We start from the raw sequence: 23,748 nt of genomic DNA on the forward strand, positions 1-23,748 counted from the left end.
GGGCTATTTTTATTTTGGCTGATATAAAATGTAAAAGTTATCGTCGTACATTTAGCGTATCGTTAAACCTGATAATAAAAGAGAAACGGCCTTTGAGCCGTCTCTCCTGAACATTAACCTTGCAGCCACCACACGGCTTCAAACGGTCGTAGGGTCATTGCCAGCGGATGATTTGTCGTTTCGGTGTAGTTGCTCATGACCACCTGCCACTCGCCGTTGAGCGCATCTGGCCGCCATTGCTGGCATTCAGCGCTGAGGTTCGCGATCACAATCAGGGTTTGCCCCTGCCACTGGCGACGATAGCACCACAGGGAAGGGTGCTCAGGCAGCAGATCCTGATAATCTCCCCATGTCAGCACCGGCAGGGTTTTGCGCAGGCGGATCAGCGACTGATAAGTGTAAAACACCGAATCCGGGTCATCGAGCGCTGCACGAGCATTCACGGTTTCGTAGTTATCACACACGCCAATCCACGGTTCGCCTTCGGTAAAGCCCGCATTGTGCGAGGCGTCCCACTGCATCGGCGTGCGGCCGTTATCGCGGGATTTACTCGCCAGGATCGCCAGTAATTCGTTCGGATCGCGGCCTTTTGCCCGCAGTTCGGCGAACATGTTCAGGCTTTCCACGTCGCGGTAATCGGTAATACGCGAAAAGTGCGGGTTGGTCATGCCAATCTCTTCGCCCTGGTAAATGTACGGCGTGCCCTGCATCCCGTGCAGCACCATGCCGAGCATCTTCGCGGCGGGAACGCGGTATTTTCCTTCGTCGCCAAAGCGTGAGGCGATACGCGGCTGATCGTGGTTACACCAGAACAGCGCGTTCCAGGCTTTGTTGTGCATCCCCTGCTGCCAGTGGCTGAAGAGGGTTTTCAGCGCTACGTAGTCCGGCTTTGCCTTCGTCCATTTTTCGCCGCCGGGATAATCCACTTTCAGGTGGTGGAAGTTGAAGGTCATGGACAGCTCTCGCCCGTCGAGAGACGCGTACTGCTGGCAGTTCTCCAGCGAGGTCGAGGACATTTCGCCCACGGTCATCAGGTTGCGCGGGGTAAAGACGTCGCGGCTCATCTCCTGCAGATATTCGTGGATGCGCGGTCCGTCGGTGTAGAAACGACGACCGTCACCAGCGTCATCATTCGGGAAGGCCTGATCTTTCGAAATCAGGTTAATTACATCGAGACGTAAACCGTCCACACCGCGATCTGCCCAGAACTCGCACACTTTTTTCAGCTCGGCGCGCACGTCCGGGTTTTCCCAGTTGAGATCGGCCTGCTCCGGTGCGAAGAGATGCAGGTAATACTGCTCGCTTCCGGCGTGCCAGCGCCAGGCGTTACCGCCAAATTTGGAGCGCCAGTTATTGGGGAACTGGTCCGGTGTGCCGTCGCGCCAGATATAAAACTGTCGATACGGGCTCGCTTTATTCAGCGATTCACGGAACCACGCATGCTGCGTTGACGTGTGGTTAAACACCATATCGAGGACGATGCGGATGCCCCGTGAATGCGCCTGTGCGACCAGCTCGTCAAAATCATCCAGCGTGCCAAAGGACGGGTCGATGGCGGTGTAGTTCGCCACGTCGTAGCCGTTATCCACCTGTGGGGAGATATAAAATGGCGTCAGCCAGATGGCATCAATGCCGAGGGTTTTCAGGTAGTCCAGGCGTTGCGTGACGCCGCGTAAATCGCCGGTGCCGCACCCGGTGGTGTCCTGGAAACTCTTCGGGTAGATCTGATAGATGACGCCGTTTTGCCACCAGTGAGGAAGGGTATTCATAATGCGTTCCTGCAAATGCGAAGGGGCGCAACTGCGCCCCGAAAGATAAGGTTAAACAATCTGCAGCGAGCCCTGACGGAACTTACGCTGGTAAACCACAGTGGTGAGTGCCATTGGGACGATAATTGCTACCGCCATTGCCAGTGCGAACACCTGCCAGAACGTGGGCTGGATGGAGAGGATGCCCGGCAGGCCGCCGACGCCAATCCCGTTCGCCATTACACCGTTCAGGCCGCACAGCAAGCCCGCCAGACCAGAGCCGATCATCGCGCAGAGCATCGGGAAGCGGTATTTCAGGTTGATACCGTACATTGCCGGTTCGGTGACGCCGAGGTACGCAGAGATGGCCGCCGGAACCGAGATTTCGCGTTCGTTGTGTTTACGGCTGACGATGATGATGCCTGTTACCGCAGAGGCCTGCGCAATATTAGAGAGCGCAATGATAGGCCAGACCGGCGTGCCGCCCAGGCTCTGAATCATCTGCATGTCAATCGCCAGCGTGGTCTGGTGGACACCGGTGATCACCAGCGGCGCATACAGGAAGCCAAACAGCGCGGCACCAATCGGCGCGAAGCTGCCGGTCATCAGGTGGCGAACCGCGAAGGCCACGCCATCACCGATCATGCGACCAAACGGACCGATAAAGGCATGCGCCAGGAAGACGGCCAGGATCAGGGAGCAGACGGGTACGACCACCAGATAAAGGTAATCCGGCACCATGCGTTTTAAGCGGGTTTCAATAAAGCCCAGCGCCAGACCTGCCAGCAGTGCCGGGATGACCTGCGCCTGATAGCCCACTTTCGCGATGGTAAACAGACCGAAATTCCACACTTCCGGAACCTGCTGCCCAAGTAAGTAAGCGTTCATTAACTGTGGAGAGACCAGCGTGACACCGAGTACGATACCCAGAATCGGCGTACCGCCCATCTTACGCACCGCGGACCAGCAAATCCCCACCGGCAGGTAGAAGAAGATCGCTTCGCCAATCAGCCACAGGAAGTCGTAGATGCTTTGCAGCGCCGGATACATCTGCGCCAGGGTTTTACCGTCGCTCATCGGGACATCGCCGATGACGTTACGGAAGCCTAAAATCAAGCCCCCGCTGATCAGCGCTGGCAGCAGCGGGAAGAAGATCTCCGCAAAATGGGAGATTAACTGCTCGTGCCATTTCATATTCTGGCGTGCCGCTTTCTTTGCCTGCTCTTTATCGGCAGAAGAGTGCCCCGTGGTGGCCAGCAGCGCCTGATAGTAATCGCCCACTTCGGTCCCGATGACGACCTGGAACTGTCCGGCGTTGGTGAAGCAGCCTTTGACCATCGACAGCTCTTCAATGGCTTTCGGGTTGGCCTTTGCCGGATCGTTCAGCACGAAGCGCAGGCGGGTTATGCAATGGCTGACGGTGGCGATGTTTTCGCGGCCGCCAACCAGGACGATCAACTGGTCGATATCTGCTTGTTTGACTTTACTCATCATGAAACCTCATGACAGATGGAGAAGGGGGAAATGACCTGAGCGCAAGCCTACTCCTTCAGCGTAACGGCGAAAATGGGAACGTTCCCTAAACCGGGCGAAGATCACAATAAACCATTCAAGTGGGTTATGAGAGATAGGCGGGAATAACGATCTGACGCGGCTCTGCGCGCCCGTTGATTTGCTCGATGAGCTGCGCAGCAGCCTGTCTGCCGGACTCGGCGTATCCGGGATCGACGGTGATAATTTCCGGATGTAAAAACTTCATTAGCGGCGTGCTCCCCACGCTTGCCACCTGCAGTCCGTCGATGCGTTGCTCCTGAAGATATTTGCTCGCCCCCAGCGCCAGGGTATCCGTGGCGCACACCAGCGCGGTGGTCTGTGGTGTGAGCACACTCGCGACCTGCTCGTAGCCTTGCTTCATGCCCAGCCCTGGCAGGGAGGCGACAGCGGGCAGATTATGCTTTTTGCAAAACGTCAGATACGCTTCATGACGACGCTTACCGGTGGTGACGTCCACATGCGGGACGCCCAGATAGCTAATGTGGCGATGGCCGTCATCGTACAGGCGCTGCATCAGGGTGATGATCGCCCCCTCGTCGTCGTAGCAGACAGACGCAAAACCCTGGGCATCGCGCGCCAGCAGCACCAGCGACGGCTGCCACGGTTTCAGCATCTCTTCTTTAATGCCGGTAAAGCCAAACAGCACCACGCCGTCAATGTTGCGCCGCTGAAGCATGCCGAGATGCTCCTCCACCAGCGGCGGCGAAAACTGGCTCTCCATCATGATCGGGTCATAACCCTGCTCATAAAAGGCGGGCAGCATGGTCTGAACGGCGAGGTTTTCTGACAGGGAATCCAGACGCGAGACAATAATGGCGACCACTTTGTCACTCTGCCCGCGCATGGCGCGCGCCGAGCGGGAAGGGGAAAAGCCGTGCTGATTCATCACCGCTTCGACGCGTTCGCGCGTGCGTTCGCTGACACCGCTTTCGTTGTTAAGCACGCGCGAGACGGTGGATTTCCCCACGCCGCTTAAACGCGCGATGTCTTTAATCGTAAGGCGGTTCTGCATGCTGATTTCCCTGTAACAACGACAATCAATAGAGCCTAATGCTATAGCGTGATTTCGCTATGGGCAAAGTCTGGTTTACGTTCGGTTTATTTATGTGAAGTTATAATACCGCCCGATTTGCCACAAACGGTATGGATAAATCCTTATACTGCGCGGCGACACCCTACTTTTTACTTACCGGAGGCGACATGGACCCTGATCCCACACCTCTCCTGAACGGGAGAAAACCTTCTTTCCGGTAAGCCAGCCCTTTGCTGTCTCACCGGTGATGTGAGGCAGTGACGCTCAAACGTTCCTGCTTGAAAAATTAAGTGCCTCTCAGGTACGGCATTGCCACGCCTGAAGGAATAACTGTGTCCGCCTTCGCGGATGCGGGGGAATGACTATGCTAAAAAATATCACCCGGCAGCTCCTTGCACAGCTGAGCCGCCATTTGCCACATCGCCTTGTCCAGCGCGACCCGCTACCGAACGCCAAAAATCTGGCGGGGGCAACGATCCCGGCCAGCCTGACCGAGCGCTGCCTGAATGTGGCCGCAATGGACGAAAACGAAGTCTGGCGCGCCTTTGGCGGGCATCCGGAAGGGCTGAATGCGGCCGAAGTGGAAAAAATCCGTGCCGTGCACGGCGATAACCAAATCCCGGCGCAAAAACCCTCTCCGTGGTGGGTACATCTCTGGCTCTGCTATCGTAACCCGTTCAACCTGCTGTTAACGGTGCTGGGCATTATCTCCTACGCGACCGAAGATCTGTTTGCCGCAGGTGTGATCGCCCTGATGGTGGGTATCTCCACGCTGCTGAACTTTATTCAGGAAGCCCGCTCCACCAAAGCGGCGGATGCCCTGAAAGCCATGGTGAGCAACACGGCGACCGTCTCGCGTGTGATTAACGATCTCGGTGAAAATGCCTGGGTCGAACTGCCTATCGACCAACTGGTGCCGGGCGATCTGGTGAAGCTGGCCGCCGGAGATATGATCCCGGCTGATTTACGCATCATTCAGGCGCGCGATCTGTTCGTGGCGCAGGCGTCGCTGACCGGTGAATCGCTTCCGGTTGAAAAGGTGGCGCGCAGCCGCGATCCGCAGCAGGTTAACCCACTGGAATGCGACACCCTGTGCTTTATGGGCACCACGGTGGTGAGCGGGACGGCGCAGGCAATTGTAACTGCAACAGGCGGAAACACCTGGTTTGGACAGCTTGCCGGACGCGTGACCGAGCAGGAAAGCGAGCCGAATGCCTTTCAGAAAGGCATTGGCCGCGTCAGCATGCTCTTAATTCGCTTTATGATGGTAATGACGCCGATTGTGCTGCTGATCAACGGCTACACCAAAGGTGACTGGTGGGAAGCGGCGCTGTTCGCGCTCTCCGTGGCCGTCGGCTTAACGCCAGAAATGCTGCCGATGATTGTCACCTCCACGCTGGCACGCGGGGCGGTAAAACTCTCTAAGCAGAAAGTGATCGTCAAGCACCTCGACGCTATCCAGAACTTTGGCGCAATGGATATCCTTTGCACCGACAAAACCGGCACGCTGACGCAGGATAAAATCGTGCTGGAGAACCACACCGATATTTCCGGCAAAACCAGCGATCGCGTGCTGCACAGCGCCTGGCTGAACAGCCACTACCAGACCGGGCTGAAAAACCTGCTCGACGTCGCCGTGCTGGAAGGTGTCGATGAAGAGTCTGCCCGCACGCTCTCAGGACGCTGGCAAAAGGTGGATGAGATCCCGTTCGACTTTGAGCGCCGCCGCATGTCAGTCGTGGTGAGTGAGCAGCAGGATGTGCATCAGCTGATCTGCAAAGGCGCACTACAGGAAATACTCAACGTTTCCAGCCAGGTGCGTTATAACGGCGACATTGTGCCGCTGGACGACACCATGCTGCGCCGCATTAAACGCGTCACTGATAACCTGAACCGTCAGGGGCTGCGCGTGGTGGCCGTCGCGAGTAAATTCCTGCCTGCGCGTGAAGGGGATTATCAGCGTATCGACGAATCCGATTTGATCCTCGAAGGTTACATCGCATTCCTCGATCCGCCGAAAGAGACCACCGCACCGGCGTTAAAAGCGCTGAAAGCGAGCGGCATCACCGTCAAAATCCTCACCGGCGACAGCGAGCTGGTGGCCGCCAAAGTGTGCCACGAAGTCGGGCTGGACGCGGGCGACGTGGTGGTGGGCAGCGATATTGAGCATCTCACGGATGATGAGCTGGCAAAACTGGCCCAGCGCACCACGCTGTTTGCCCGTCTGACGCCGATGCACAAAGAGCGCATCGTGACCCTGCTGCGCCGTGAAGGGCATGTGGTGGGCTTTATGGGTGACGGCATTAACGATGCACCCGCACTGCGTGCGGCGGATATTGGCATCTCCGTAGACGGTGCGGTGGATATCGCCCGTGAAGCGGCCGATATCATCCTGCTGGAAAAGAGCCTGATGGTGCTGGAAGAGGGCGTAATTGAAGGGCGTCGTACCTTTGCCAATATGCTTAAGTACATCAAAATGACCGCCAGTTCTAACTTCGGTAACGTCTTCAGCGTGCTGGTGGCGAGCGCGTTTCTGCCGTTCCTGCCGATGCTGCCGCTGCACCTGCTGATCCAGAACCTGATGTACGATGTCTCCCAGGTGGCGATCCCGTTTGATAACGTTGACGATGAGCAGATCCAAAAGCCACAGCGCTGGAATCCGTCCGATCTGGGCCGTTTTATGCTCTTCTTCGGCCCGATCAGCTCCATCTTCGACATTCTGACCTTCTGCCTGATGTGGTTTGTGTTCCACGCCAATACGCCAGAGCATCAGACGCTGTTCCAGTCCGGCTGGTTCGTGGTGGGGCTACTGTCGCAGACGCTGATTGTGCATATGATCCGTACCCGTCGCATTCCGTTCATCCAGAGCCGCGCCGCGTGGCCGCTGATTATCATGACCGGCATTGTAATGGCGCTCGGGATCGCGCTGCCGTTCTCGCCGCTGGCAAGCTATCTGCAGCTGCAGGCGCTGCCGCTGAGCTACTTCCCGTGGCTGGTGGCGATCCTCGCGGGTTACATGGTGCTGACGCAGATGGTGAAAGGGTTCTACAGCCGTCGGTATGGGTGGCAATAAACACATACCCTCACCCTAACCCTCTCCCTGAAGGGAGAGGGAACCGCTCGGTGCTGCCTTTCACCCTCGCCCCTTTGGGGAGAGGGCCGGGGTGAGGGGTCTGGCTTTCCTCCCAAATTCAACAACCTGTGATCTCCGTCATGCCATTCGCTTGACGACAAATTAAGCGCATGTTAACAGAATGTTTTGCCTCTTTTCGGCCCGTCAGATAAGGAACATTCATGTTACGGTACAGCCTCTTAACCGCCGGGCTTATGCTCGGCGCGTCAGCGTTTGCCGCTCCGGCAGGCGATCTCCCCCTGATGCCCTGGCCTGCAAAGGTCGAACGTCCGACGACCCAGGGCGCGCTGGTGCTCAGCAACACGATTTCCGTCAGCGTCAGCGGGGACGATCTCGGTGACGCGGTCAACCGCCTGCGCCAGCGTATCGCCATGCAAACCGGCTGGACGCTACAGCCGCAGGCCGACAAGCCTGAAAAACCGACCATTCGCATCGCGATAGCTAAAAAGGTGAAGCCGCAGCCGCTGCCGGACAGCGATGAGAGCTATAAACTGACGGTGGACGCTAACGGTGTAACGATTTCCGCCAACACCCGCTTCGGTGCGCTTCGTGCGATGGAAACCCTGCTTCAGCTGATGCAGAACGGGCCGGAAAATACCTATCTGCCGTGGGTCTCCATTGAGGACTCCCCGCGTTTCCCGTGGCGCGGACTGCTGCTCGACTCGGCGCGCCACTTTATTCCTCTGCCGGATATTAAACGCCAGATTGACGGCATGGCTGCCGCCAAACTCAACGTCCTGCACTGGCATTTGACCGACGATCAGGGCTGGCGGTTTGCCTCGAAGCGCTATCCAAAACTGACACAACTTGCCAGCGACGGGCTGTTTTATACGCCAGAACAGATGCGCGATATTGTGCGTTACGCCACCGAGCGCGGCATCCGCGTGGTGCCGGAAATAGACATGCCGGGCCATGCTTCTGCCATCGCTGTTGCTTACCCGGAACTGATGAGTGCGCCGGGGCCGTACCAGATGGAGCGTCACTGGGGGGTGCTGAAACCGGTGCTGGACCCGACAAAAGAGGCGACCTATACCTTCGCCGATGCGATGGTCAGCGAACTGGCGGCGATCTTCCCCGATCCGTATCTGCATATCGGTGGTGATGAGGTTGACGACAGTCAATGGAAAGCGAACGCGGCGATTCAGACATTCATGCGCGACAACCGGCTTGCAGACAGCCACGCGCTACAGGCGTATTTCAACCGCAAGCTGGAAACAATCCTCGAAAAACATCACCGCCAGATGGTGGGCTGGGATGAGATCTACCATCCCGATCTGCCAAAAAGCATTCTGATCCAGTCCTGGCAAGGGCAGGATGCGCTGGGACAGGTGGCGCAGAATGGCTATAAGGGCATTCTCTCCACCGGTTTCTATCTCGATCAGCCTCAGTCCACCGCCTATCACTATCGCAATGAAATTGTGCCGCAGGGTCTGAATGGTGTGGATGTGATAGCGGACACCGACAGTGCCCAGAGCTGGGCCTTCTCTATGCCGCGCCTGAAAGGTAAACCGGTGGAAGGGAGCTTTACGCTGGTGAAAGGGGATTCCGGCTGGCGTGGATTTATTGATTTTGCGGGGAAATCCCGTCGTGCGGTGGATAACATTCAGTGGCGTGATGACAATCAGGTGACGTTTACCGTCGACACCTGGATGGGGGAAACGCGCCCGGTCGTCTCCGTTGATAACGACAAGCTAAGCGGTTATTTCCTGGTGGGCAACGCCCGCTACCCGATCAGCGGCACGCGTCTGGACGAGGTGCCGAAAGGCATTCCTCCGGTGGTACCGGATGCTGCTAATCAGGTCAACCTGCTGGGCGGTGAGGCTGCACTGTGGGCCGAAAACGTGGTCGCGCCGGTACTGGATATCCGCCTGTGGCCGCGCGCCTTTGCGGTGGCGGAGCGGTTATGGTCGGCGCAGGACGTCAACGATGTCGACAACATGTATACCCGCCTGCAGGCGATGGACACCTGGTCGACGGTTTCCGTCGGGCTGCAGCAGCACACCCAGCAGCAGGTGCAGTTCACACGTCTGGCGAACAATGCCGATACCTTGCCGCTGCAGATCCTCGCCCAGGCGATTGAACCGGCGCAGTATTACACGCGTCAGCATCTGAAATTCCAGGCCGGGAATTACCATCAGTTTGAGCCCCTTAACCGCTTCGCTGATGCGATTAACGCCGAAAGCACCACCGTGCGCCAGATGAACAAGTGGGCCGACAGGCTGGTGAGCGACGCGGAAGATACGGAAAGCGCTGAGGCGCTGCGCCACGTGTTTAACCGCTGGCAGGGCAACACCAGCGATGCGCTGGCGCTCAGTGAAAACAGCTATCAACTGAAGGCGCTGAAACCGGTGATCGAGGAGGTGGATAAGCTGGCCTCCATTGGTCTGAGGCTGACGGATCTGGTGGCACGCCAGGGCACGCTGGATGATAAAGAAATAGCGTCGATTCAGGGCGAGCTGGATAGCACCGCGAAGATTCAGGATGAGGTGGTGATTGCAGCGGTCTATCCGCTGGAGACGTTGCTGCGCGCGACGCGAAATCCGTAACAAAAGCGCCCGGTGGCGCTACGCTTATCGGGCCTACGTGACGTGTAGGCCCGGCAAACGAAGTGCCGCCGGGCGTAAAGGCAACTCAGTTCTTCAGTACCCACGCCTCTTTCCAGTGGGAGCCTGTACCCGGCTCAAACTGGGTTGATGTTTTACTGTACTGCTTGCAGTAGCCGCTGTACGGGAACGGTTTGCACTCATAGGTTTTGCCGTTTTTCGGCTGGAATACGGTTGTACCCGTGGTATACGAAGAGATGTTCTCCGGGAAGGTATAATCGTACTGTCCGGCTGGTGCGGATGAGTCTGCATTTTCCAGCATCATATCGATCACATCCTGAGCAAACAGCGTCCCGGATTTGTTGGTGGCGTAGTATTTCAGCATATGATGACCCGCGGTTACGCCTGTCAGGGTCATAGTGACGTCCTGATTGCTGTTATTCATATCCTGTTTCAGATAGCCCTTATCCGCCCCCATGTGGTTCATCACGTGGGCTTCAAGGTTTACGTCGCCGCTGGTGTTGACGTGGAATGTTACCGTCGCCTGGCCATTGTCGACTTTGCTGTAGCGAACGTCAGAAATCTGCAGGGTTTCGTTGACCTGCGGTTTCTGCTCCTCATACGAGATAGCCACGCTGCGTAGTGGGCTGCCTTCGCGCACAAACACGCTGTTTGCGCCATGCGCCGGATTTACCGTACCGCTCTCGTCTTTCACTCCGACGCGCACATCGTTGTGCTCCGCGTTGATCTTTTGAGCCAGATCGAATGCCCACTGGTTGGCGTCGCCCTGTTCCGCGGAAGCAATAGTGAGTGAGGTACTCATGGCTAACACTTCGCCGTTGGCATCGAAGAAGCGGGCAATGACTTTATCGCCAGCGTTGAGATTATTACCCGCAATCTGGCCGCTCAGCGTTTTGCTCCATTCCGAGTGTTGCGCGGGCGTTTCGTCTGGCGTGGTGTTACCCCCATTACCGAAATCCACATCGATTGCCTGGTAGAAACTGTTCTGCGTATCGGCAATTTCCCACACGCCATAAATCACCTGATAACCGGTTCGCTGCGGCACATTACAGTTCATGGATTGCGTCATCGCAGGGGCTTGCCCGTTGCCGTTAACGGTACAGAACGGCGTCAGTTCAAACTGATCGCGGGTTAGCGGTTTATTCGGGTTCCAGTTCTGTTTGGTGATGTAGTAACGCCAGTTGGTGGTTTTATGGGGCGCGGTGTGATGCCAGACGAACGCATGCATGCCCGCTGTCATCGGCGTTTTAGTCCATGCGTTGATGCTTTGCTTGTCTAACTGGGAATAATTGGCAATCCCCGCGCTGGCGAGTTCACCGTCGGGCGGCAGTGCTCCCGCCGGAAAACCCGAGGCGCGCTCCACGCTCTGAGGTTCATATTCGACCAGCCCGCAATCAATGTTCTGGCCCAGTTTACACATATAGGCGCGGCTGGCCGGGGATTCAATATATCCGTGTGCAAGGGCGGAAGAAGCGACGGTCAGTGTGGCAACCGCAAGCGCAATGTTTGAGATTTTCATTTTTAGTCCATAAGCGGGGAAAGAGTTTGCTGCCGCGCAGTGTAGAGAGGGACCAGCGGGGAAGTCATGCTGTTACGAGGAGAAAAAGAGTCGAAAAAAAAGGCAGCGCAGGCTGCCTGTTTGCAAATGAAACCGACTTAGCGACGAACGGCGATCGCTTCGATTTCAATTTTCACGTCTTTTGGCAGACGCGCCACTTCCACGCAGGAGCGCGCCGGGAAGGTGGCATTGTGTTCGGTAAAGAATGCTTCGTACGTGGCGTTAACGGTGGCGAAATCGTTCAGATCTTTCACGAACACGGTAGTTTTCACGATATCGCCCACTTTCAGGCCAGCGGATTCGACGATTGCCTGCACGTTTTCCAGCGACTGACGCGCCTGCGCTGCCACATCTTCCGGCACAGCGCCAGTTTTTGGGTTAACCGGGATCTGGCCTGAAGTGATGATCATGCTGCCCAGATCGACGCCCTGAACGTATGGGCCGATAGCGGCTGGTGCATTTTCCGTCGCGAGTACTTTGCTCATGTTTTCTCCAGAATAACAGCGTTAAGAATGTTCCCGGCCATTATAACAGCCGGGATTTCATTACCAACCTCAATTAGTTGGCCAGCACCACATAATGAGAAAACTCTTTTTCGCAGTATTTGCATTTGAGTGCGATGTCATCGGCGCGTTTTTTCACTGCAAAACTGGATGAAACCGGCTCAGCATGACTGATGCAGTTGCTGTTCGGGCAGACCAGCACGCTTTCAATGCGCTCCGGCAGGCTCGGACGGGATTTACCCACCACGTCGTAATCGTCGATGCGGTTAACCGTGGCGTCCGGTGCGTACAGCGACAGCTGGTTCACCTGCTCGTCGGTCAGGAAGGTATTCTCGATTTTAATCAGGTCCTTGCGGCCCATTTCGCCCGACGGCAGGTTCAGGCCGATGGTGATGCGCTGGTCGGTTTCGGTCAGTTTGAACAGCGTCAGCAGCTTAAAGCCCACCTGCGCAGGGATGTGGTCAATCACGGTGCCACGTTTGATGGCTTCAACCTGGAGTTTGTTATCGTGTGTCATGGTCGTCTCCCCTTACAGAGCTAATTCGCGATTCAGAACCAGTGCCAGTAACGCCTGGCGGGCAAAGATGCCGTTTCCGGCCTGCTGGAAGTACCAGGCGTGCGGCGTTTTATCCACGTCTGTTGTGATCTCATCAATGCGCGGCAGCGGGTGCAGCACCTTCATGTTGCTACGTGCGCCTTCAAGATCGCTGGCGCGCAGCACAAACTGTGCCTTCACGTTGGCGTATTCGGACGGGTCCAGACGCTCTTTCTGCACGCGGGTCATGTAGAGAATATCCACGTTGCCCATCACCTCTTCGATGCTGGCATGCAGGCTCCACGCAATGCCTTTCTCGTCCAGCATATCGAGAATGTACTGCGGCATCGCCAGCGCGTCCGGGGCGATGAAGAAGAAGCGGTTGCCGTTGAACTTTGCCAGCGCTTGGGTCAGCGAGTGAACGGTACGGCCATACTTCAGGTCACCGACCATCGCGATGTTCAGGTTCTCAAGCGTGCCCTGAGTTTCCTGAATGGTGAACAGATCCAGCAGCGTCTGCGTCGGGTGCTGGTTAGCGCCGTCCCCGGCGTTGAGCACCGGAATGCCGCCAGAAAACTCCGTCGCCAGACGCGCCGCGCCCTCCTGTGGATGGCGCATCACAATGGCGTCAACGTAGGTGCTGATAACCGAAATGGTATCCGCCAGGGTCTCGCCTTTTTTACCCAGCGACGTATTGCTGCTGTCCGAGAAGCCCACCACACTCGCGCCCAGGCGGTGCATGGAGGTTTCAAAGGAGAGGCGCGTGCGGGTGGAGGCTTCGAAGAAGCAGCTCGCAATGACTTTATGCTTCAGCAGCTCCGGTTGCGGATTCGCTTTCAGTTTTGCCGCGGTTTCCAGAACCAGTTCCAGCTCTTCGCGGCTGAGGTCGTTTATGGAAATGATGTGTTTTTGATAAAGCGGATTCATGTTTATCTCCTGACGCCGGGCAAAAAAAAGCCCCTCAAATGAGGGGCTCTGGGAATAGATTGTGCAACGGGAAGAAAAACGGCAGGCCAGCGTCTGATTTCAGACGCGGTAAGACGATATGTCGTACACGCTTGACCATGCTTCCTCCCGGCAAATTGTCGGGCATTATACGCACCCCGACGTTCGGATCAAGCGATTTAATGCACACTTTACTCAATGCAAACGGTTCTTTGTGAATATTAATGCGTTCTGAGTAAATAATTAATTTGTTTGTGCACCAGCGCGGTGCGCTTAACGAAACGGGGCGCAACCCAGACAATACTGCTTCCGGCAACCACGCCTAAAATTTCCGGTAACTGGTGATAATCCAGAATTCGCGCTACCGCACGGCCATATCCGGCGACGGTATGGATAAGGATAAATTCGCTATTATGCTCCACGCTGACCACCATTTCGGAAACGGTGCGCGCGGCATCGGGGGCAGGGCGCAGCTGAGGATTCAGCGAATAAATCTTTAGCCCTTTGGCATTTCGAATTTTTATGACGCCGAGCAACTTGAGCAGACGTGAAACGGTGGACTGGCTGATGGTCTCAAAACCATGCTCCTGCAGGTCGCGGCGGATCTCTTCCTGAGAGAGATAACTCTTTTCCGCGATCAGACGCTGGCAGACCGTCAGCTGTAGCTGTTCTTTTGGAGAGTAATCACCATATTCCGTCATAACTATTTCCCATGTAAGTGGCTGAAAAAACGCCCGGTGGCGCGACGCTTACCGGGCCTACAACTTCAAAATGTCACAACAACGCCCCCAGGCTTAATGCCACCATAATCACCACCGTCAGGATCGCCAACAGCGGCGCGACCCACTTCAGATAACGCACGTAGGGCACGCGGGCGATAGCCAGCCCGCCCATCACGACGGCAGAAGTAGGAGTGATCAGGTTAACAATACCGGACGCCGACTGGTAAGCCGTAACCACCAGGTCGCGGTTGACGTTAGCGAAATCGGCAAGCGGTGCCATGATCGGCATCGTCAGAACGGCCAGGCCGGACGAAGAAGGCACAAGGAATGACAACACCACTTCCAGCCAGTACATCACGTTGATAAACGCCACCGTCGACAACCCGGTAACCATCCCCTCAGCGCTGTGCAAAATGGTGTGGGTAATCATGCCCTTATCCATGATCACTACGATACCGCGCGCGATGCCGATAATCAGCGCGACGCCCAGCAAATCTCGCGCGCCGTTGATAAAGGTTGAGGTTAGCTCCTCTTCGCTCATGCGGGCGATCAGGCCGACGATAATCGCGCTGGCAAGGAACACCGCCGAGATCTCCGCCATCCACCAGCCCAGCACCGCCACGCCGTAAATCATGACTGCGAAGGCGAGGGCGAAAATCACCAGAATGAGTTTGCGCACCGGGGTAAATTCCAGCGACTGCTCGCCTTTGTTGCCGAGGAAATGGGCGAGGTTTTCTTCCTGTTTGTCCGCGACGATGGAGAGCGACGGATCGCGGCGCACTTTGCGGGCGTAACGCATGACCCACGCCACGCAGATTACCCAGCCGATTACCAGCAGCGCCACGCGCAGGGCAATGCCATTGGTAAAGGGGATACCGGCGGCGTTGGCGGCGATGACGGTGGCGAACGGATTGATGGTCGAGCCGAGCGTGCCGATCCCCGCCCCGAGCAGCACCGTAGATGCCGCGACAACCGGATCGAATCGCGCGGCAAGCATCACCGGTACGAGTAACGTATAGAACGGTAGCGACTCTTCGGCCATGCCGTAGATGGTGCCGCCTGCGGCAAACAGCGCCATCAGGATCGGGATCATCCACTCTTCGCGGCCGCGTAACCGCGTGGTGACGCGCTCGATCCCGGCGTCAATCGCCCCTGTTTTAGTGACGATCCCGAGAAAGCCCCCGATGATGAGGATAAACAGCGCCACGTCGATCGCCCCGGCCTGGCCGGACTCCGGATCGTACAGCCCGGCAATCGGTGCCATCAGCACGGAAACCAGCCCCTGCGGGTGTGCCGCCACGTGCGCATAAGTACCGGCAACCGGCACTTCTTTACCGAGCGCCTCGTTCATCGCCATATGGTACTGCCCGGCCGGAACAATCCACGTCAGCACAGCAACAACAGCAATCAGAAAAAAGAGAATGGTGTAAGCGGAGGGAAATTTGAACTTGCCCATGATGTTCTCCTGAACCCGGCGCACCAGTGGCGCGCCGGGCGGTGGTTAGTCGCCGAGTGTCGCCACCATGACCGCTTTAATGGTGTGCATGCGGTTCTCTGCTTCGTCGAAAACGATAGAGTTCGGTGATTCAAAGACCTCTTCCGTCACTTCCAGCCCTTTCAGACCGTAGGCTATTTCGATTTCGCGGCCCACTTTGGTGTGCTCGTTGTGGAACGCTGGCAGGCAATGCATGAACTTGACGTTCGGGTTGCCGGTGGCTTTCATCACCTCGGCGTTGATTTGATACGGCTTCATCAGGCTGACGCGTTCGGCCCAGGCCTCTTTTGGCTCGCCCATAGAGACCCACACGTCGGTGTAGAGGAAATCGGTTCCCTGCACGCCTTCTTCCACGTCGTCGGTGAGAGTGATACGTGCGCCGGTCTCTTTGGCGATGGCGCGGCACTGTTCCACCAGCCCCGCTTCAGGCCAGAAGGATTTCGGCGCGACGAGGCGGATATCCATGCCCATTTTGGCCGCGCCGACCATCAATGAGTTGCCCATGTTGTTGCGTGCGTCACCCAGGTAAGCAAAGCTCAGCTCCGGCAGGGTTTTGCCCGGTGCGTGCTCCAGCATGGTCATCAGGTCTGCGAGGATTTGGGTCGGGTGGAATTCGTCTGTCAGGCCGTTCCACACCGGCACGCCCGCGTACTCGCCCAGCTCTTCAACGATGGCCTGGCCGTAGCCGCGATACTCGATGCCGTCATACATACGCCCCAGCACGCGGGCGGTGTCCTTCATCGACTCTTTATGGCCGATCTGCGATCCGCTTGGGCCGAGGTAGGTCACCTGCGCACCCTGGTCAAACGCCCCCACTTCAAAGGCGCAGCGGGTGCGGGTGGAGGTTTTTTCAAAGATCAGGGCGATGTTTTTCCCGACCAGGGTTTGCTTTTCACGTCCGGCTTTTTTGGCGGCCTTCAGCTCAATGGCGAGGTCGATCAGGTACTGGATCTCTGCCGGGGTGTAGTCCAGCAGTTTGAGGAAGTTGCGGTTTTTCAGGTTAATGGCCATGGTGAAATCCTTTTTAAAATTTAGCTGTTTGATGCCCTCACCCCGACCCTCTCCCTCAGGGAGAGGGGGGCTTACATTCCCTCTCCCTTTGGGAGAGGGTTAGGGTGAGGGGAAAACGACTCAGTTACGAATCAACGTGCCTTTCTCGCCCGCCAGGATCTCCGCGCCGTCGGCCAGCGCGCCTATCCCGGCAATGCCGTTGCAGGCTTCAACAAACTCACGGCAGGCGGCCACTTTCGGCCCCATCGAACCCGCGTCGAACTGCATTTCTTTGAGCAGTTCCGGCGTGACCTGCGCCAGCGGTCGCTGGGTCGGTTTGCCCCAGTCGAGGTACACCGCGTCGGCATCGGTGAGGATCAGCAGGGCATCGGCCTCTATCTGGCGCGCCAGCAGTGCGGCGGAGAGATCTTTGTCGATCACCGCCTCAATACCGTGGTAACCGCTGGCGTTCTCCACTACCGGCACACCGCCGCCACCGTTGCAGATCACCAGGTGGTCGCGCTGGATGAGTGCCGTGATGGCATCGCTCTCGACGATGCGTTTCGGCTTCGGAGAGGGCACCACGCGGCGGAAATAGCTGCCGTCGGCCTTGAATACCCAGCCTTTTTCCGCGGCCAGCGTTTTCGCCTGCGCTTCGTTGTAAACCGGGCCGATGTATTTGGTCGGGTTGCTGAATGCCGGGTCGGCGGCGTCCACTTCCACCTGGGTAAGCAGCACGCTCACCTCGCGCTGGGGCAGATTGTTTTTCAGCGCCTGCTGGAGCATGTAGCCGATCATCCCCTGGCTTTCGGCACCGAGGATATCCAGCGGGTAGGGGGTCACTTTGTCGTAGGCGCTGTTTTGCAGCGCCAGCAGCCCGACCTGTGGTCCGTTGCCGTGAACCAGTACTACGCGCCACTGTTCCGTTAGCCCGGCGATAGTGCGGGCGGCCAGCGCAATGTTCTGGCGCTGGATCTCCGCTTCCAGCGGCTCGCCGCGTTTGAGCAGGGCGTTACCGCCGAGTGCCACAACCAGAGTGGGTTTTCGTTCCATGATGGCTCCTTTAAATTCCGTCACGTTCCAGTGGGCAGCTCATGCAGCGCGCGCCACCGCGCCCGCGTCCCAGCTCGTCGCCTGGAATGGGCAGCACGGTAATGCCCGCTTTGTCGTACTTCTCGTTGGTCCAGACGTTGCGCTCGTAGCCGATCACCACACCCGGACGGATGGTCAGGACGTTGTTGGCGTCGTTCCACTGCTCGCGTTCGGCTTCAAAGGCGTCGCCGCCGGTGGTGATCAGGCGGACCTGATTAATGCCAAGCGCTTTTTCGATGGCGTGCAGCAGGTCGGCTTCCTGGGTACGTTGCAGGCCACCGCGTCCGTCCGGGGTGAGCGTCCAGCACTGGGCGTCTTTGCGCACCACTTCCGGGTAGACGGAGAAGGTATCTACGTCGATGTGGGTCATGACGGTGTCGAGGTGCATGCAGGAGCGGTGTTTTGGTAGCTCAACAGCAATTACGCGCTCGGCCTGGCGATGTTTGAACAGGCTGTTAGCGAGGAATTCCACACCCTGCGGCGTAGTGCGTTCCGACATGCCGATTAATACCGCGCCACGGCCAATTACTAATACGTCGCCGCCTTCTAAGGTGGCGTGATCGTAATTAATATTCTCGTCACCGAAATATTTAATAAAATCACCGTCAGCAAACGCCGGGTGCCAGCGATATATTGCACGCAAATTATTGGTTTCACGCTGACGCGCGGGTTTGGCCATTGGGTTAATGGAGACACCGTTATAAATCCAGCAGGAAGTATCGCGGGTGAATAAATGATTAGGCAGCGGCTTCATAATAAAATCATTCGCCGTGTGGGTATCAACCACCATATTTTTAATCGCGGCAGGAATTTCGCCGTAGGTTAATCCGCCGCTTAAACGACGCGCCAGTTCGCGGTGTGACATATCCGCCAGCCAACTGCGAACGTCAGCGGCAAAGGTAGGCCCGAGACGATAATCAGAGATCTGTGTCTCCAGTAACCAGGCTTTAGCCTCCGCAATATCAAGCGTTTGTGTCAGAAGGTCGGTCAACAGCAGGACTTCCACACCCTGCTCGCGCAGCGTGTTTGCGAAGATATCATGCTCTTCACCCGCCCGTTCAACCGAGAGCACATCATCAAATAACAGCTCCTGACAGTTCGACGGGGTTAACCGTTTCAGACTTAAATTTGGGCGATGCAGCATAACGCTACGCAATTGACCAATTTCAGAACCGACGTAGTGCTTTTCCATAATTATTCCTTTGACTTTTTTTCAGAATAAAAAGGGCATGCGCCATGTGTGTATGTTTATTTCATGGCGGCTAAGCTCAATTGATTTCAGGGCCAATACTAGGCGGTTAAATAATTCGTATTGTGATGTTGCTCACGCAGAAATGGATATTAAGCGGTTTGTTTTCATTTGCATGATTCGCATCAGATAATGATTAATTTAATATTAATGGCAGGTGAATAGCTAAGCAGGATCTGTTTGCATTATTTGTGTTTGTTATTATTTTGTAGAGTTTAATGTTTTGAAGTATTCATTTAACCTATTGATTTTGAATAATTAAATTAAGGTGCTGGAATGACTATGCAATTATCGCAATTAACTATTTTTGACTTAAGAGAAATCAATAAATAATTATGGGTTTAAAGCGCAAATTACCAAAATGACAAAATGTGAAGCGGTAGCGGTTTTTGTTGTTAAGGCTTTTAATTCAACGGGTTAAAAATTCCGACTGGCGAGTGCAGGCAGATGTTATGCATAACCACTGCATAATTGCCCGTGAGGGGTTAACAGCGTATTAACACATTTTTCGATAAACATGCGCTTGCGCAAAACTGTTCTAAAAAGGAGTGGTATGGCAGTCTGAATTCTCGTATAAAAGACAAAAATGAAACAATGTTTTATATTGAGGGTTTAATCATGATTGTTGGCAATATCCACCATCTGCAGTCCTGGCTGCCACACGAGCTGCGTCAGGCCATTGAGCATGTCAAAGCACACGTCACCGACGCCACACCGCTCGGTAAACACGATATCGACGGCAACAACCTGTTTTATCTGGTTTCCGAAGACATGACTCAACCGTTTGCCGAACGTCGCGCCGAGTACCACGCGCGTTACCTGGATATTCAAATCATTATGCGAGGCCAGGAAGGGATGACCTTCAGCACCCTGCCGCATGGCACGCCGGACACCGACTGGCTGGCGGACAAAGACATCGCGTTTCTGCCGGAAGGTGAGCAGGAGAAAACCGTGGTATTAAGCGAAGGGGATTTTGTGGTGTTCTGGCCGGGCGAAGTGCACAAACCGCTGTGTGCGGTGGGCACGCCTGCGCAGGTGCGTAAAGTTGTGGTGAAGATGCTGATTAGCTAAACGGGTTTACTCCCTCTCCCTGTGGGAGAGGGCCGGGGTGAGGGCACCAGCGCGCAGAGGAGTCCATTACTCCCCGAGCGTCGCTACCATCACCGCCTTAATCGTATGCATCCGGTTTTCCGCCTGGTCGAACACAATGCTCGCCGCCGATTCAAACACCTCATCCGTCACTTCCATCCCGCCATGCAGATCAAACTCTTTCGCCATCTGTTTGCCGAGCGTGGTCTGGTCGTCATGGAACGCAGGCAGACAGTGCAGGAACTTCACATTCGGGTTGCCGGTCAGCGCCATCATCTGTGCATTCACCTGATACCCGCGCAGCAGCGCAATCCGCTCCGCCCACTTCTCTTTGGCCTCGCCCATCGACACCCATACGTCGGTATAGATGAAGTCTGCACCCTTCACGCCCGCCGCCACATCTTCCGTCAGGGTGATCTTCCCGCCGTGCTTCTCTGCCAGGGCGCGGCACTCCGCCACCAGGCTCTCTTCCGGCCAGCAGGCTTTCGGTGCCACCAGACGCAGATCCAACCCGGTCAGTGCCGCCGCTTCCAGCATCGAGTTGCCCATGTTGTTACGCGCATCGCCCGCATAAACCAGCGTCATCTCGTTAAACGCCTTGCCCGGCAGGTGCTCCTGCATGGTCAGCAGGTCTGCCAAAAGCTGCGTCGGGTGGAACTCGTTGGTCAGTCCGTTCCACACCGGCACGCCCGCATACTGCGCCAGCGTTTCAACCACTTCCTGACCGTGACCGCGATACTGAATGCCGTCGTACATCCGGCCCAGCACGCGCGCGGTGTCTTTAATTGACTCTTTATGCCCAATCTGGCTGCCGCTCGGCCCTAAATATGTAACGCGTGCGCCCTGGTCAAATGCGGCAACTTCGAAAGAGCATCGTGTACGGGTTGAGTCTTTTTCGAAGATGAGCGCGATATTTTTACCGGTAACTTTTTGTACTTCCTTGCCATTTTTCTTATCAGCTTTTAGCTGTGCGGCAAGGGTCAGCAGAGAGGTGAGCTGTGCAGGGGTAAAATCGAGCAATTTCAGAAAGTGTTTCTTGTACAGATCAGACATTTTATCCTCACATGGCAAACGCCACTTATTGAATTAAAATTCACTTTATATGTGTAATTATTCATTTGCAACCCCGTTTCACAAATCTTTCTAACAAAGGTGGAGGCAAACACATCCGTGTGTGAAAATAGAAGTATCTGCCGCACTTTAAAGAGGAATGAGCCATGGCAAACCCGGAACACCTGGAAGAGCAACGCGAAGAGACGCGTCTGATTATTGAAGAACTGCTGGAAGACGGTAGCGATCCGGACGCGCTGTACACCATCGAGCACCATTTCTCTGCTGACGATTTCGACGCGCTGGAAAAACTGGCGGTAGAAGCGTTCAAACTGGGTTACGAAGTGACCGAGCCGGAAGAGCTGGAAGTGGAAGAGGGTGACACCGTCATCTGCTGCGATATCCTGAGCGAAGGCGCGCTGAACGCGGAACTGATTGACGCCCAGGTCGAACAACTGATGAACCTGGCCGAGAAGTTTGACGTGGAGTACGACGGCTGGGGAACCTACTTCGAAGATCCGAACGGTGAAGACGGCGACGAAGACGACGAAGATTACATCGACGAAGACGACGACGGCGTGCGTCACTAAGCGATTCAGGCGGTGGCGATGGCCACCGCTTTTTCAAGGCAGAACCATGGATTACCCGCAGATACTTGCCCCTGTTCTTAACTTCCTCCAGTGCCCGACCCCGCAAGCATGGATTGATAAAGCCCGCGACCCGGCTAACCTGCCGCTGCTGCTCACCGACCACATGGTATGCGAGCTCAAGGCCGCGCAGACCGCGCTGCTGCTGGTGCGTAAATACGTCGCCGACGAGAGCGGTGCCGATGCGTTGCTCGACTGGCTCAAACCCTACGAAGCCTTCACCTTCCGTGAAGGGCCGGAGCCGGATTTCATCGCCCTGCATAAGCAGATTGGCAAAAGCGTGATGCCTAAAACTGACGACCCGTGGGGCCAGCAGCTTATCGACAGCATGGTGCTGCTGATAAAAGAAGAGCTGCACCATTTCTGGCAGGTGCGCGAGGCGATGCTGGCACGCGACATTCCGTACGTCAAAATCACTGCCAGCCGCTACGCCAAAGGGATGCTGAGGGAAGTGCGCACCCACGAACCGCTGACGCTCATCGACAAACTCATCTGCGGGGCGTACATCGAAGCCCGCTCCTGCGAACGCTTCGCCGCTCTGGCCCCGTTCCTCGACGACGAGCTGCAGAAGTTCTATCTCTCACTGCTGCGCTCGGAAGCGCGCCATTATCAGGACTATCTGACACTTGCCCAACAGGTGAGTGGCAACGATATCTCACATCGGGTGCAGCATTTTGGCGAAATTGAAGCCACACTTATCTCAACACCGGACAACGAGTTTCGCTTCCACAGCGGCGTGCCGGTGTAAACCGGCATAGCGAAAGGATAAGGATGCGAGATGAATAAAACGTGGACCCGTATTGTCGTTGTCACCGTCCTGGCCGCCGCCGTGGCGTTCTGGGTGTACTTCGACAAACAACGCCAGCAGCAAACCCCCGAACAGCAGCTTGATTCGACCCTCAACGCGATGCCCGCCTGGCAGGTGATTAAAGAGCAGGAGCCCGCGTTCCAGAAGCGCATCCGCGAGCAGATCCTCACCATGCAGAAGATGGGCGAGTCCGAGCAGCACATCATCGACGTGATCCAGCCGCAGATCCTGACGCTACAAATGTCGCGTCTGCAGCACGCTCCGGACGCCAACGTGGTGGATTATATGAAGGCCAATATGGAGCAGACCGCCGCTATACAGAAGGTAAGTGATGATGCTTGTTTCCGTTTCCTCTATCCGGCAGTGAAGGGGGGCGTCAACCCGATGCGCGTGCTGGATAAACAGATGATGGCCCGCCGCATGCAGGCCGACGCCGACATGATGCGCGCCGCCTACGGCAAAAACCGCCACACCGTGACCCCGGCAGAACGTGAAGCCGCCGTGACGACCGTCCGCCCGATTATGAAAGAGCTGGCCGACAAGTACGGCGAAGACATTCAGCTGCTGCAGATGCCGGAGAACGCGGTGGGCAAAGAGAAGCTCTCCTGCGATATGGTACAGGAGATGTGGGCGAAGGTACTGAAGCTACCGGAGCAGAAAGCGGCAGGCGTGATTCGGCTGGCGGTTTCCGAGCTGGACTGACGAAGGGCGCTGGTTTTTTGGGCACTTAGCGCGGGTTTAGCGCGTCGCCGCTTGCATGGCGGCGCGCGACAGGTATAATCCAGAACGTTTCCGCATCCCCTTCAGTGCCGAAGTGGCGAAATCGGTAGACGCAGTTGATTCAAAATCAACCGTAGAAATACGTGCCGGTTCGAGTCCGGCCTTCGGCACCATTAGTCCTTCCAGGACCATCCGAGAAAGTCCAATTATCCCTTAAAAATCAATGCTTGCAGCGATTTTTACGTCCTGAGTTGTCCGAGGTTGTCCGTTGAAATCCGGATGTCATTGGGGGCATAATTGGGGGCATCTTAAC

Annotated in this window: 21 protein-coding genes and 1 tRNA gene; 7 read left to right on the top strand and 15 right to left on the bottom strand. The window is 56.2% G+C overall.

Annotated features, from left to right (window positions below):
- Positions 1-113: 113 nt before the first annotated feature.
- The 3 genes from treC to treR all read right to left on the bottom strand — a co-directional run bounded on the left by treC (position 114) and on the right by treR (position 4,314).
- On the bottom strand, positions 114-1,769 hold the full coding sequence (gene treC / locus EoCCA6_RS14645; protein WP_152083262.1) for an alpha,alpha-phosphotrehalase: 1,656 nt from the start codon (positions 1,767-1,769) through the stop codon (positions 114-116).
- 51 nt (positions 1,770-1,820) lie between these two features.
- Positions 1,821-3,239, bottom strand: coding sequence for a PTS trehalose transporter subunit IIBC (gene treB, locus EoCCA6_RS14650; protein WP_152084460.1), 1,419 nt, complete (start codon positions 3,237-3,239; stop codon positions 1,821-1,823).
- Positions 3,240-3,366: 127 nt separating this feature from the next.
- On the bottom strand, positions 3,367-4,314 hold the full coding sequence (treR, locus tag EoCCA6_RS14655; protein WP_152083263.1) for a trehalose operon repressor TreR: 948 nt from the start codon (positions 4,312-4,314) through the stop codon (positions 3,367-3,369).
- A gap of 385 nt (positions 4,315-4,699) precedes the next feature.
- Between treR and mgtA the strand changes: the two genes are divergently transcribed.
- Both mgtA and EoCCA6_RS14665 read left to right on the top strand, forming a co-directional pair.
- Complete coding sequence (gene mgtA / locus EoCCA6_RS14660; RefSeq protein WP_152083264.1) at positions 4,700-7,408, top strand: magnesium-translocating P-type ATPase; 2,709 nt, start codon at positions 4,700-4,702, stop codon at positions 7,406-7,408.
- Positions 7,409-7,629: 221 nt separating this feature from the next.
- Complete coding sequence (locus tag EoCCA6_RS14665; RefSeq protein ID WP_152083265.1) at positions 7,630-10,014, top strand: beta-N-acetylhexosaminidase; 2,385 nt, start codon at positions 7,630-7,632, stop codon at positions 10,012-10,014.
- An 85-nt stretch (positions 10,015-10,099) separates the two neighbouring features.
- Here EoCCA6_RS14665 and gbpA read toward each other — a convergent pair whose 3' ends face one another.
- The 10 genes from gbpA to arcA all read right to left on the bottom strand — a co-directional run bounded on the left by gbpA (position 10,100) and on the right by arcA (position 19,064).
- The gene (gene gbpA / locus EoCCA6_RS14670) at positions 10,100-11,551 is read right to left on the bottom strand and encodes an N-acetylglucosamine-binding protein GbpA (protein ID WP_152083266.1); all 1,452 of its coding nucleotides are present in this window, start codon (positions 11,549-11,551) and stop codon (positions 10,100-10,102) included.
- 137 nt (positions 11,552-11,688) lie between these two features.
- Entirely contained in the window at positions 11,689-12,075 is a 387-nt protein-coding gene (gene ridA, locus EoCCA6_RS14675) for a 2-iminobutanoate/2-iminopropanoate deaminase (RefSeq protein WP_008501391.1), read from the bottom strand.
- A 73-nt stretch (positions 12,076-12,148) separates the two neighbouring features.
- Positions 12,149-12,610, bottom strand: coding sequence for an aspartate carbamoyltransferase regulatory subunit (gene pyrI / locus EoCCA6_RS14680; RefSeq protein WP_014830457.1), 462 nt, complete (start codon positions 12,608-12,610; stop codon positions 12,149-12,151).
- A 12-nt stretch (positions 12,611-12,622) separates the two neighbouring features.
- A complete protein-coding gene (gene pyrB, locus EoCCA6_RS14685) occupies positions 12,623-13,555 on the bottom strand; it encodes an aspartate carbamoyltransferase (protein WP_152083267.1) in 933 nt (310 codons plus the stop codon).
- A 34-nt stretch (positions 13,556-13,589) separates the two neighbouring features.
- On the bottom strand, positions 13,590-13,694 hold the full coding sequence (locus tag EoCCA6_RS14690) for a pyrBI operon leader peptide (protein WP_168927640.1): 105 nt from the start codon (positions 13,692-13,694) through the stop codon (positions 13,590-13,592).
- Positions 13,695-13,794: 100 nt separating this feature from the next.
- Positions 13,795-14,274 (bottom strand): arginine repressor, encoded by a 480-nt coding sequence (locus EoCCA6_RS14695; RefSeq protein WP_152083269.1) that lies wholly within the window; start codon positions 14,272-14,274, stop codon positions 13,795-13,797.
- A gap of 73 nt (positions 14,275-14,347) precedes the next feature.
- On the bottom strand, positions 14,348-15,751 hold the full coding sequence (locus EoCCA6_RS14700) for a YfcC family protein (protein ID WP_152083270.1): 1,404 nt from the start codon (positions 15,749-15,751) through the stop codon (positions 14,348-14,350).
- A 45-nt stretch (positions 15,752-15,796) separates the two neighbouring features.
- A complete protein-coding gene (gene argF, locus EoCCA6_RS14705; protein WP_152083271.1) occupies positions 15,797-16,801 on the bottom strand; it encodes an ornithine carbamoyltransferase in 1,005 nt (334 codons plus the stop codon).
- Between the two features lie 120 nt (positions 16,802-16,921).
- The gene (arcC, locus tag EoCCA6_RS14710) at positions 16,922-17,833 is read right to left on the bottom strand and encodes a carbamate kinase (RefSeq protein ID WP_152083272.1); all 912 of its coding nucleotides are present in this window, start codon (positions 17,831-17,833) and stop codon (positions 16,922-16,924) included.
- A 10-nt stretch (positions 17,834-17,843) separates the two neighbouring features.
- Positions 17,844-19,064 carry an arginine deiminase gene (gene arcA / locus EoCCA6_RS14715; RefSeq protein ID WP_152083273.1) on the bottom strand — a complete coding sequence of 407 codons (1,221 nt, stop codon included), beginning with the start codon at positions 19,062-19,064 and terminating at the stop codon, positions 17,844-17,846.
- Between the two features lie 675 nt (positions 19,065-19,739).
- On the opposite strand from arcA, the gene EoCCA6_RS14720 reads away from it, so the two are divergent.
- Positions 19,740-20,192, top strand: a complete 453-nt coding sequence (locus tag EoCCA6_RS14720) for a YhcH/YjgK/YiaL family protein (RefSeq protein WP_152083274.1) — start codon at positions 19,740-19,742, stop codon at positions 20,190-20,192.
- Positions 20,193-20,258: 66 nt separating this feature from the next.
- On the opposite strand, the gene argF (EoCCA6_RS14725) is transcribed toward EoCCA6_RS14720, so the two are convergent.
- Together argF (EoCCA6_RS14725) and argL are read right to left on the bottom strand one after the other, a co-directional pair.
- Positions 20,259-21,263 carry an ornithine carbamoyltransferase gene (gene argF, locus EoCCA6_RS14725; RefSeq protein ID WP_152083275.1) on the bottom strand — a complete coding sequence of 335 codons (1,005 nt, stop codon included), beginning with the start codon at positions 21,261-21,263 and terminating at the stop codon, positions 20,259-20,261.
- Positions 21,233-21,328, bottom strand: coding sequence for a putative translational regulatory protein ArgL (gene argL, locus EoCCA6_RS21675; RefSeq protein ID WP_215723726.1), 96 nt, complete (start codon positions 21,326-21,328; stop codon positions 21,233-21,235). Before argL ends, argF (EoCCA6_RS14725) begins: the two co-directional genes overlap by 31 nt.
- Positions 21,329-21,427: 99 nt before the next feature.
- On the opposite strand from argL, the gene rraB reads away from it, so the two are divergent.
- From rraB to EoCCA6_RS14745, 4 genes are all read left to right on the top strand, one after another.
- Positions 21,428-21,850, top strand: coding sequence for a ribonuclease E inhibitor RraB (rraB, locus tag EoCCA6_RS14730; protein ID WP_152083276.1), 423 nt, complete (start codon positions 21,428-21,430; stop codon positions 21,848-21,850).
- Positions 21,851-21,896: 46 nt separating this feature from the next.
- Positions 21,897-22,655 carry a tRNA isopentenyl-2-thiomethyl-A-37 hydroxylase MiaE gene (miaE, locus tag EoCCA6_RS14735; protein WP_152083277.1) on the top strand — a complete coding sequence of 253 codons (759 nt, stop codon included), beginning with the start codon at positions 21,897-21,899 and terminating at the stop codon, positions 22,653-22,655.
- 30 nt (positions 22,656-22,685) lie between these two features.
- Positions 22,686-23,417: a topoisomerase II gene (locus EoCCA6_RS14740; protein WP_152083278.1), complete on the top strand. Its 732-nt coding sequence runs from the start codon at positions 22,686-22,688 to the stop codon at positions 23,415-23,417.
- Positions 23,418-23,523: 106 nt separating this feature from the next.
- A tRNA-Leu gene (locus tag EoCCA6_RS14745) sits at positions 23,524-23,608 on the top strand.
- Positions 23,609-23,748 lie beyond the last annotated feature (140 nt).

This window comes from Enterobacter oligotrophicus (genome assembly GCF_009176645.1).
GTDB classification, from domain to species: domain Bacteria; phylum Pseudomonadota; class Gammaproteobacteria; order Enterobacterales; family Enterobacteriaceae; genus Enterobacter; species Enterobacter oligotrophicus.

Bases quoted from the DNA above. Each gene is read 5' to 3' on its own strand.
- EoCCA6_RS14720 (WP_152083274.1), top strand. From the start codon at position 19,740: ATGATTGTTGGCAATATCCACCATCTGCAGTCCTGGCTGCCACACGAG.
- miaE (WP_152083277.1), top strand. From the start codon at position 21,897: ATGGATTACCCGCAGATACTTGCCCCTGTTCTTAACTTCCTCCAGTGC.
- treC (WP_152083262.1), bottom strand. From the start codon at position 1,769: ATGAATACCCTTCCTCACTGGTGGCAAAACGGCGTCATCTATCAGATC.
- argF (WP_152083275.1), bottom strand. From the start codon at position 21,263: ATGTCTGATCTGTACAAGAAACACTTTCTGAAATTGCTCGATTTTACC.
- EoCCA6_RS14700 (WP_152083270.1), bottom strand. From the start codon at position 15,751: ATGGGCAAGTTCAAATTTCCCTCCGCTTACACCATTCTCTTTTTTCTG.
- argF (WP_152083271.1), bottom strand. From the start codon at position 16,801: ATGGCCATTAACCTGAAAAACCGCAACTTCCTCAAACTGCTGGACTAC.
- rraB (WP_152083276.1), top strand. From the start codon at position 21,428: ATGGCAAACCCGGAACACCTGGAAGAGCAACGCGAAGAGACGCGTCTG.
- gbpA (WP_152083266.1), bottom strand. From the start codon at position 11,551: ATGAAAATCTCAAACATTGCGCTTGCGGTTGCCACACTGACCGTCGCT.
- mgtA (WP_152083264.1), top strand. From the start codon at position 4,700: ATGCTAAAAAATATCACCCGGCAGCTCCTTGCACAGCTGAGCCGCCAT.
- treR (WP_152083263.1), bottom strand. From the start codon at position 4,314: ATGCAGAACCGCCTTACGATTAAAGACATCGCGCGTTTAAGCGGCGTG.
- pyrI (WP_014830457.1), bottom strand. From the start codon at position 12,610: ATGACACACGATAACAAACTCCAGGTTGAAGCCATCAAACGTGGCACC.
- EoCCA6_RS14665 (WP_152083265.1), top strand. From the start codon at position 7,630: ATGTTACGGTACAGCCTCTTAACCGCCGGGCTTATGCTCGGCGCGTCA.
- argL (WP_215723726.1), bottom strand. From the start codon at position 21,328: ATGAATAATTACACATATAAAGTGAATTTTAATTCAATAAGTGGCGTT.
- EoCCA6_RS14690 (WP_168927640.1), bottom strand. From the start codon at position 13,694: ATGGTCAAGCGTGTACGACATATCGTCTTACCGCGTCTGAAATCAGAC.
- EoCCA6_RS14740 (WP_152083278.1), top strand. From the start codon at position 22,686: ATGAATAAAACGTGGACCCGTATTGTCGTTGTCACCGTCCTGGCCGCC.
- ridA (WP_008501391.1), bottom strand. From the start codon at position 12,075: ATGAGCAAAGTACTCGCGACGGAAAATGCACCAGCCGCTATCGGCCCA.
- EoCCA6_RS14695 (WP_152083269.1), bottom strand. From the start codon at position 14,274: ATGACGGAATATGGTGATTACTCTCCAAAAGAACAGCTACAGCTGACG.
- pyrB (WP_152083267.1), bottom strand. From the start codon at position 13,555: ATGAATCCGCTTTATCAAAAACACATCATTTCCATAAACGACCTCAGC.
- arcC (WP_152083272.1), bottom strand. From the start codon at position 17,833: ATGGAACGAAAACCCACTCTGGTTGTGGCACTCGGCGGTAACGCCCTG.
- arcA (WP_152083273.1), bottom strand. From the start codon at position 19,064: ATGGAAAAGCACTACGTCGGTTCTGAAATTGGTCAATTGCGTAGCGTT.
- treB (WP_152084460.1), bottom strand. From the start codon at position 3,239: ATGAGTAAAGTCAAACAAGCAGATATCGACCAGTTGATCGTCCTGGTT.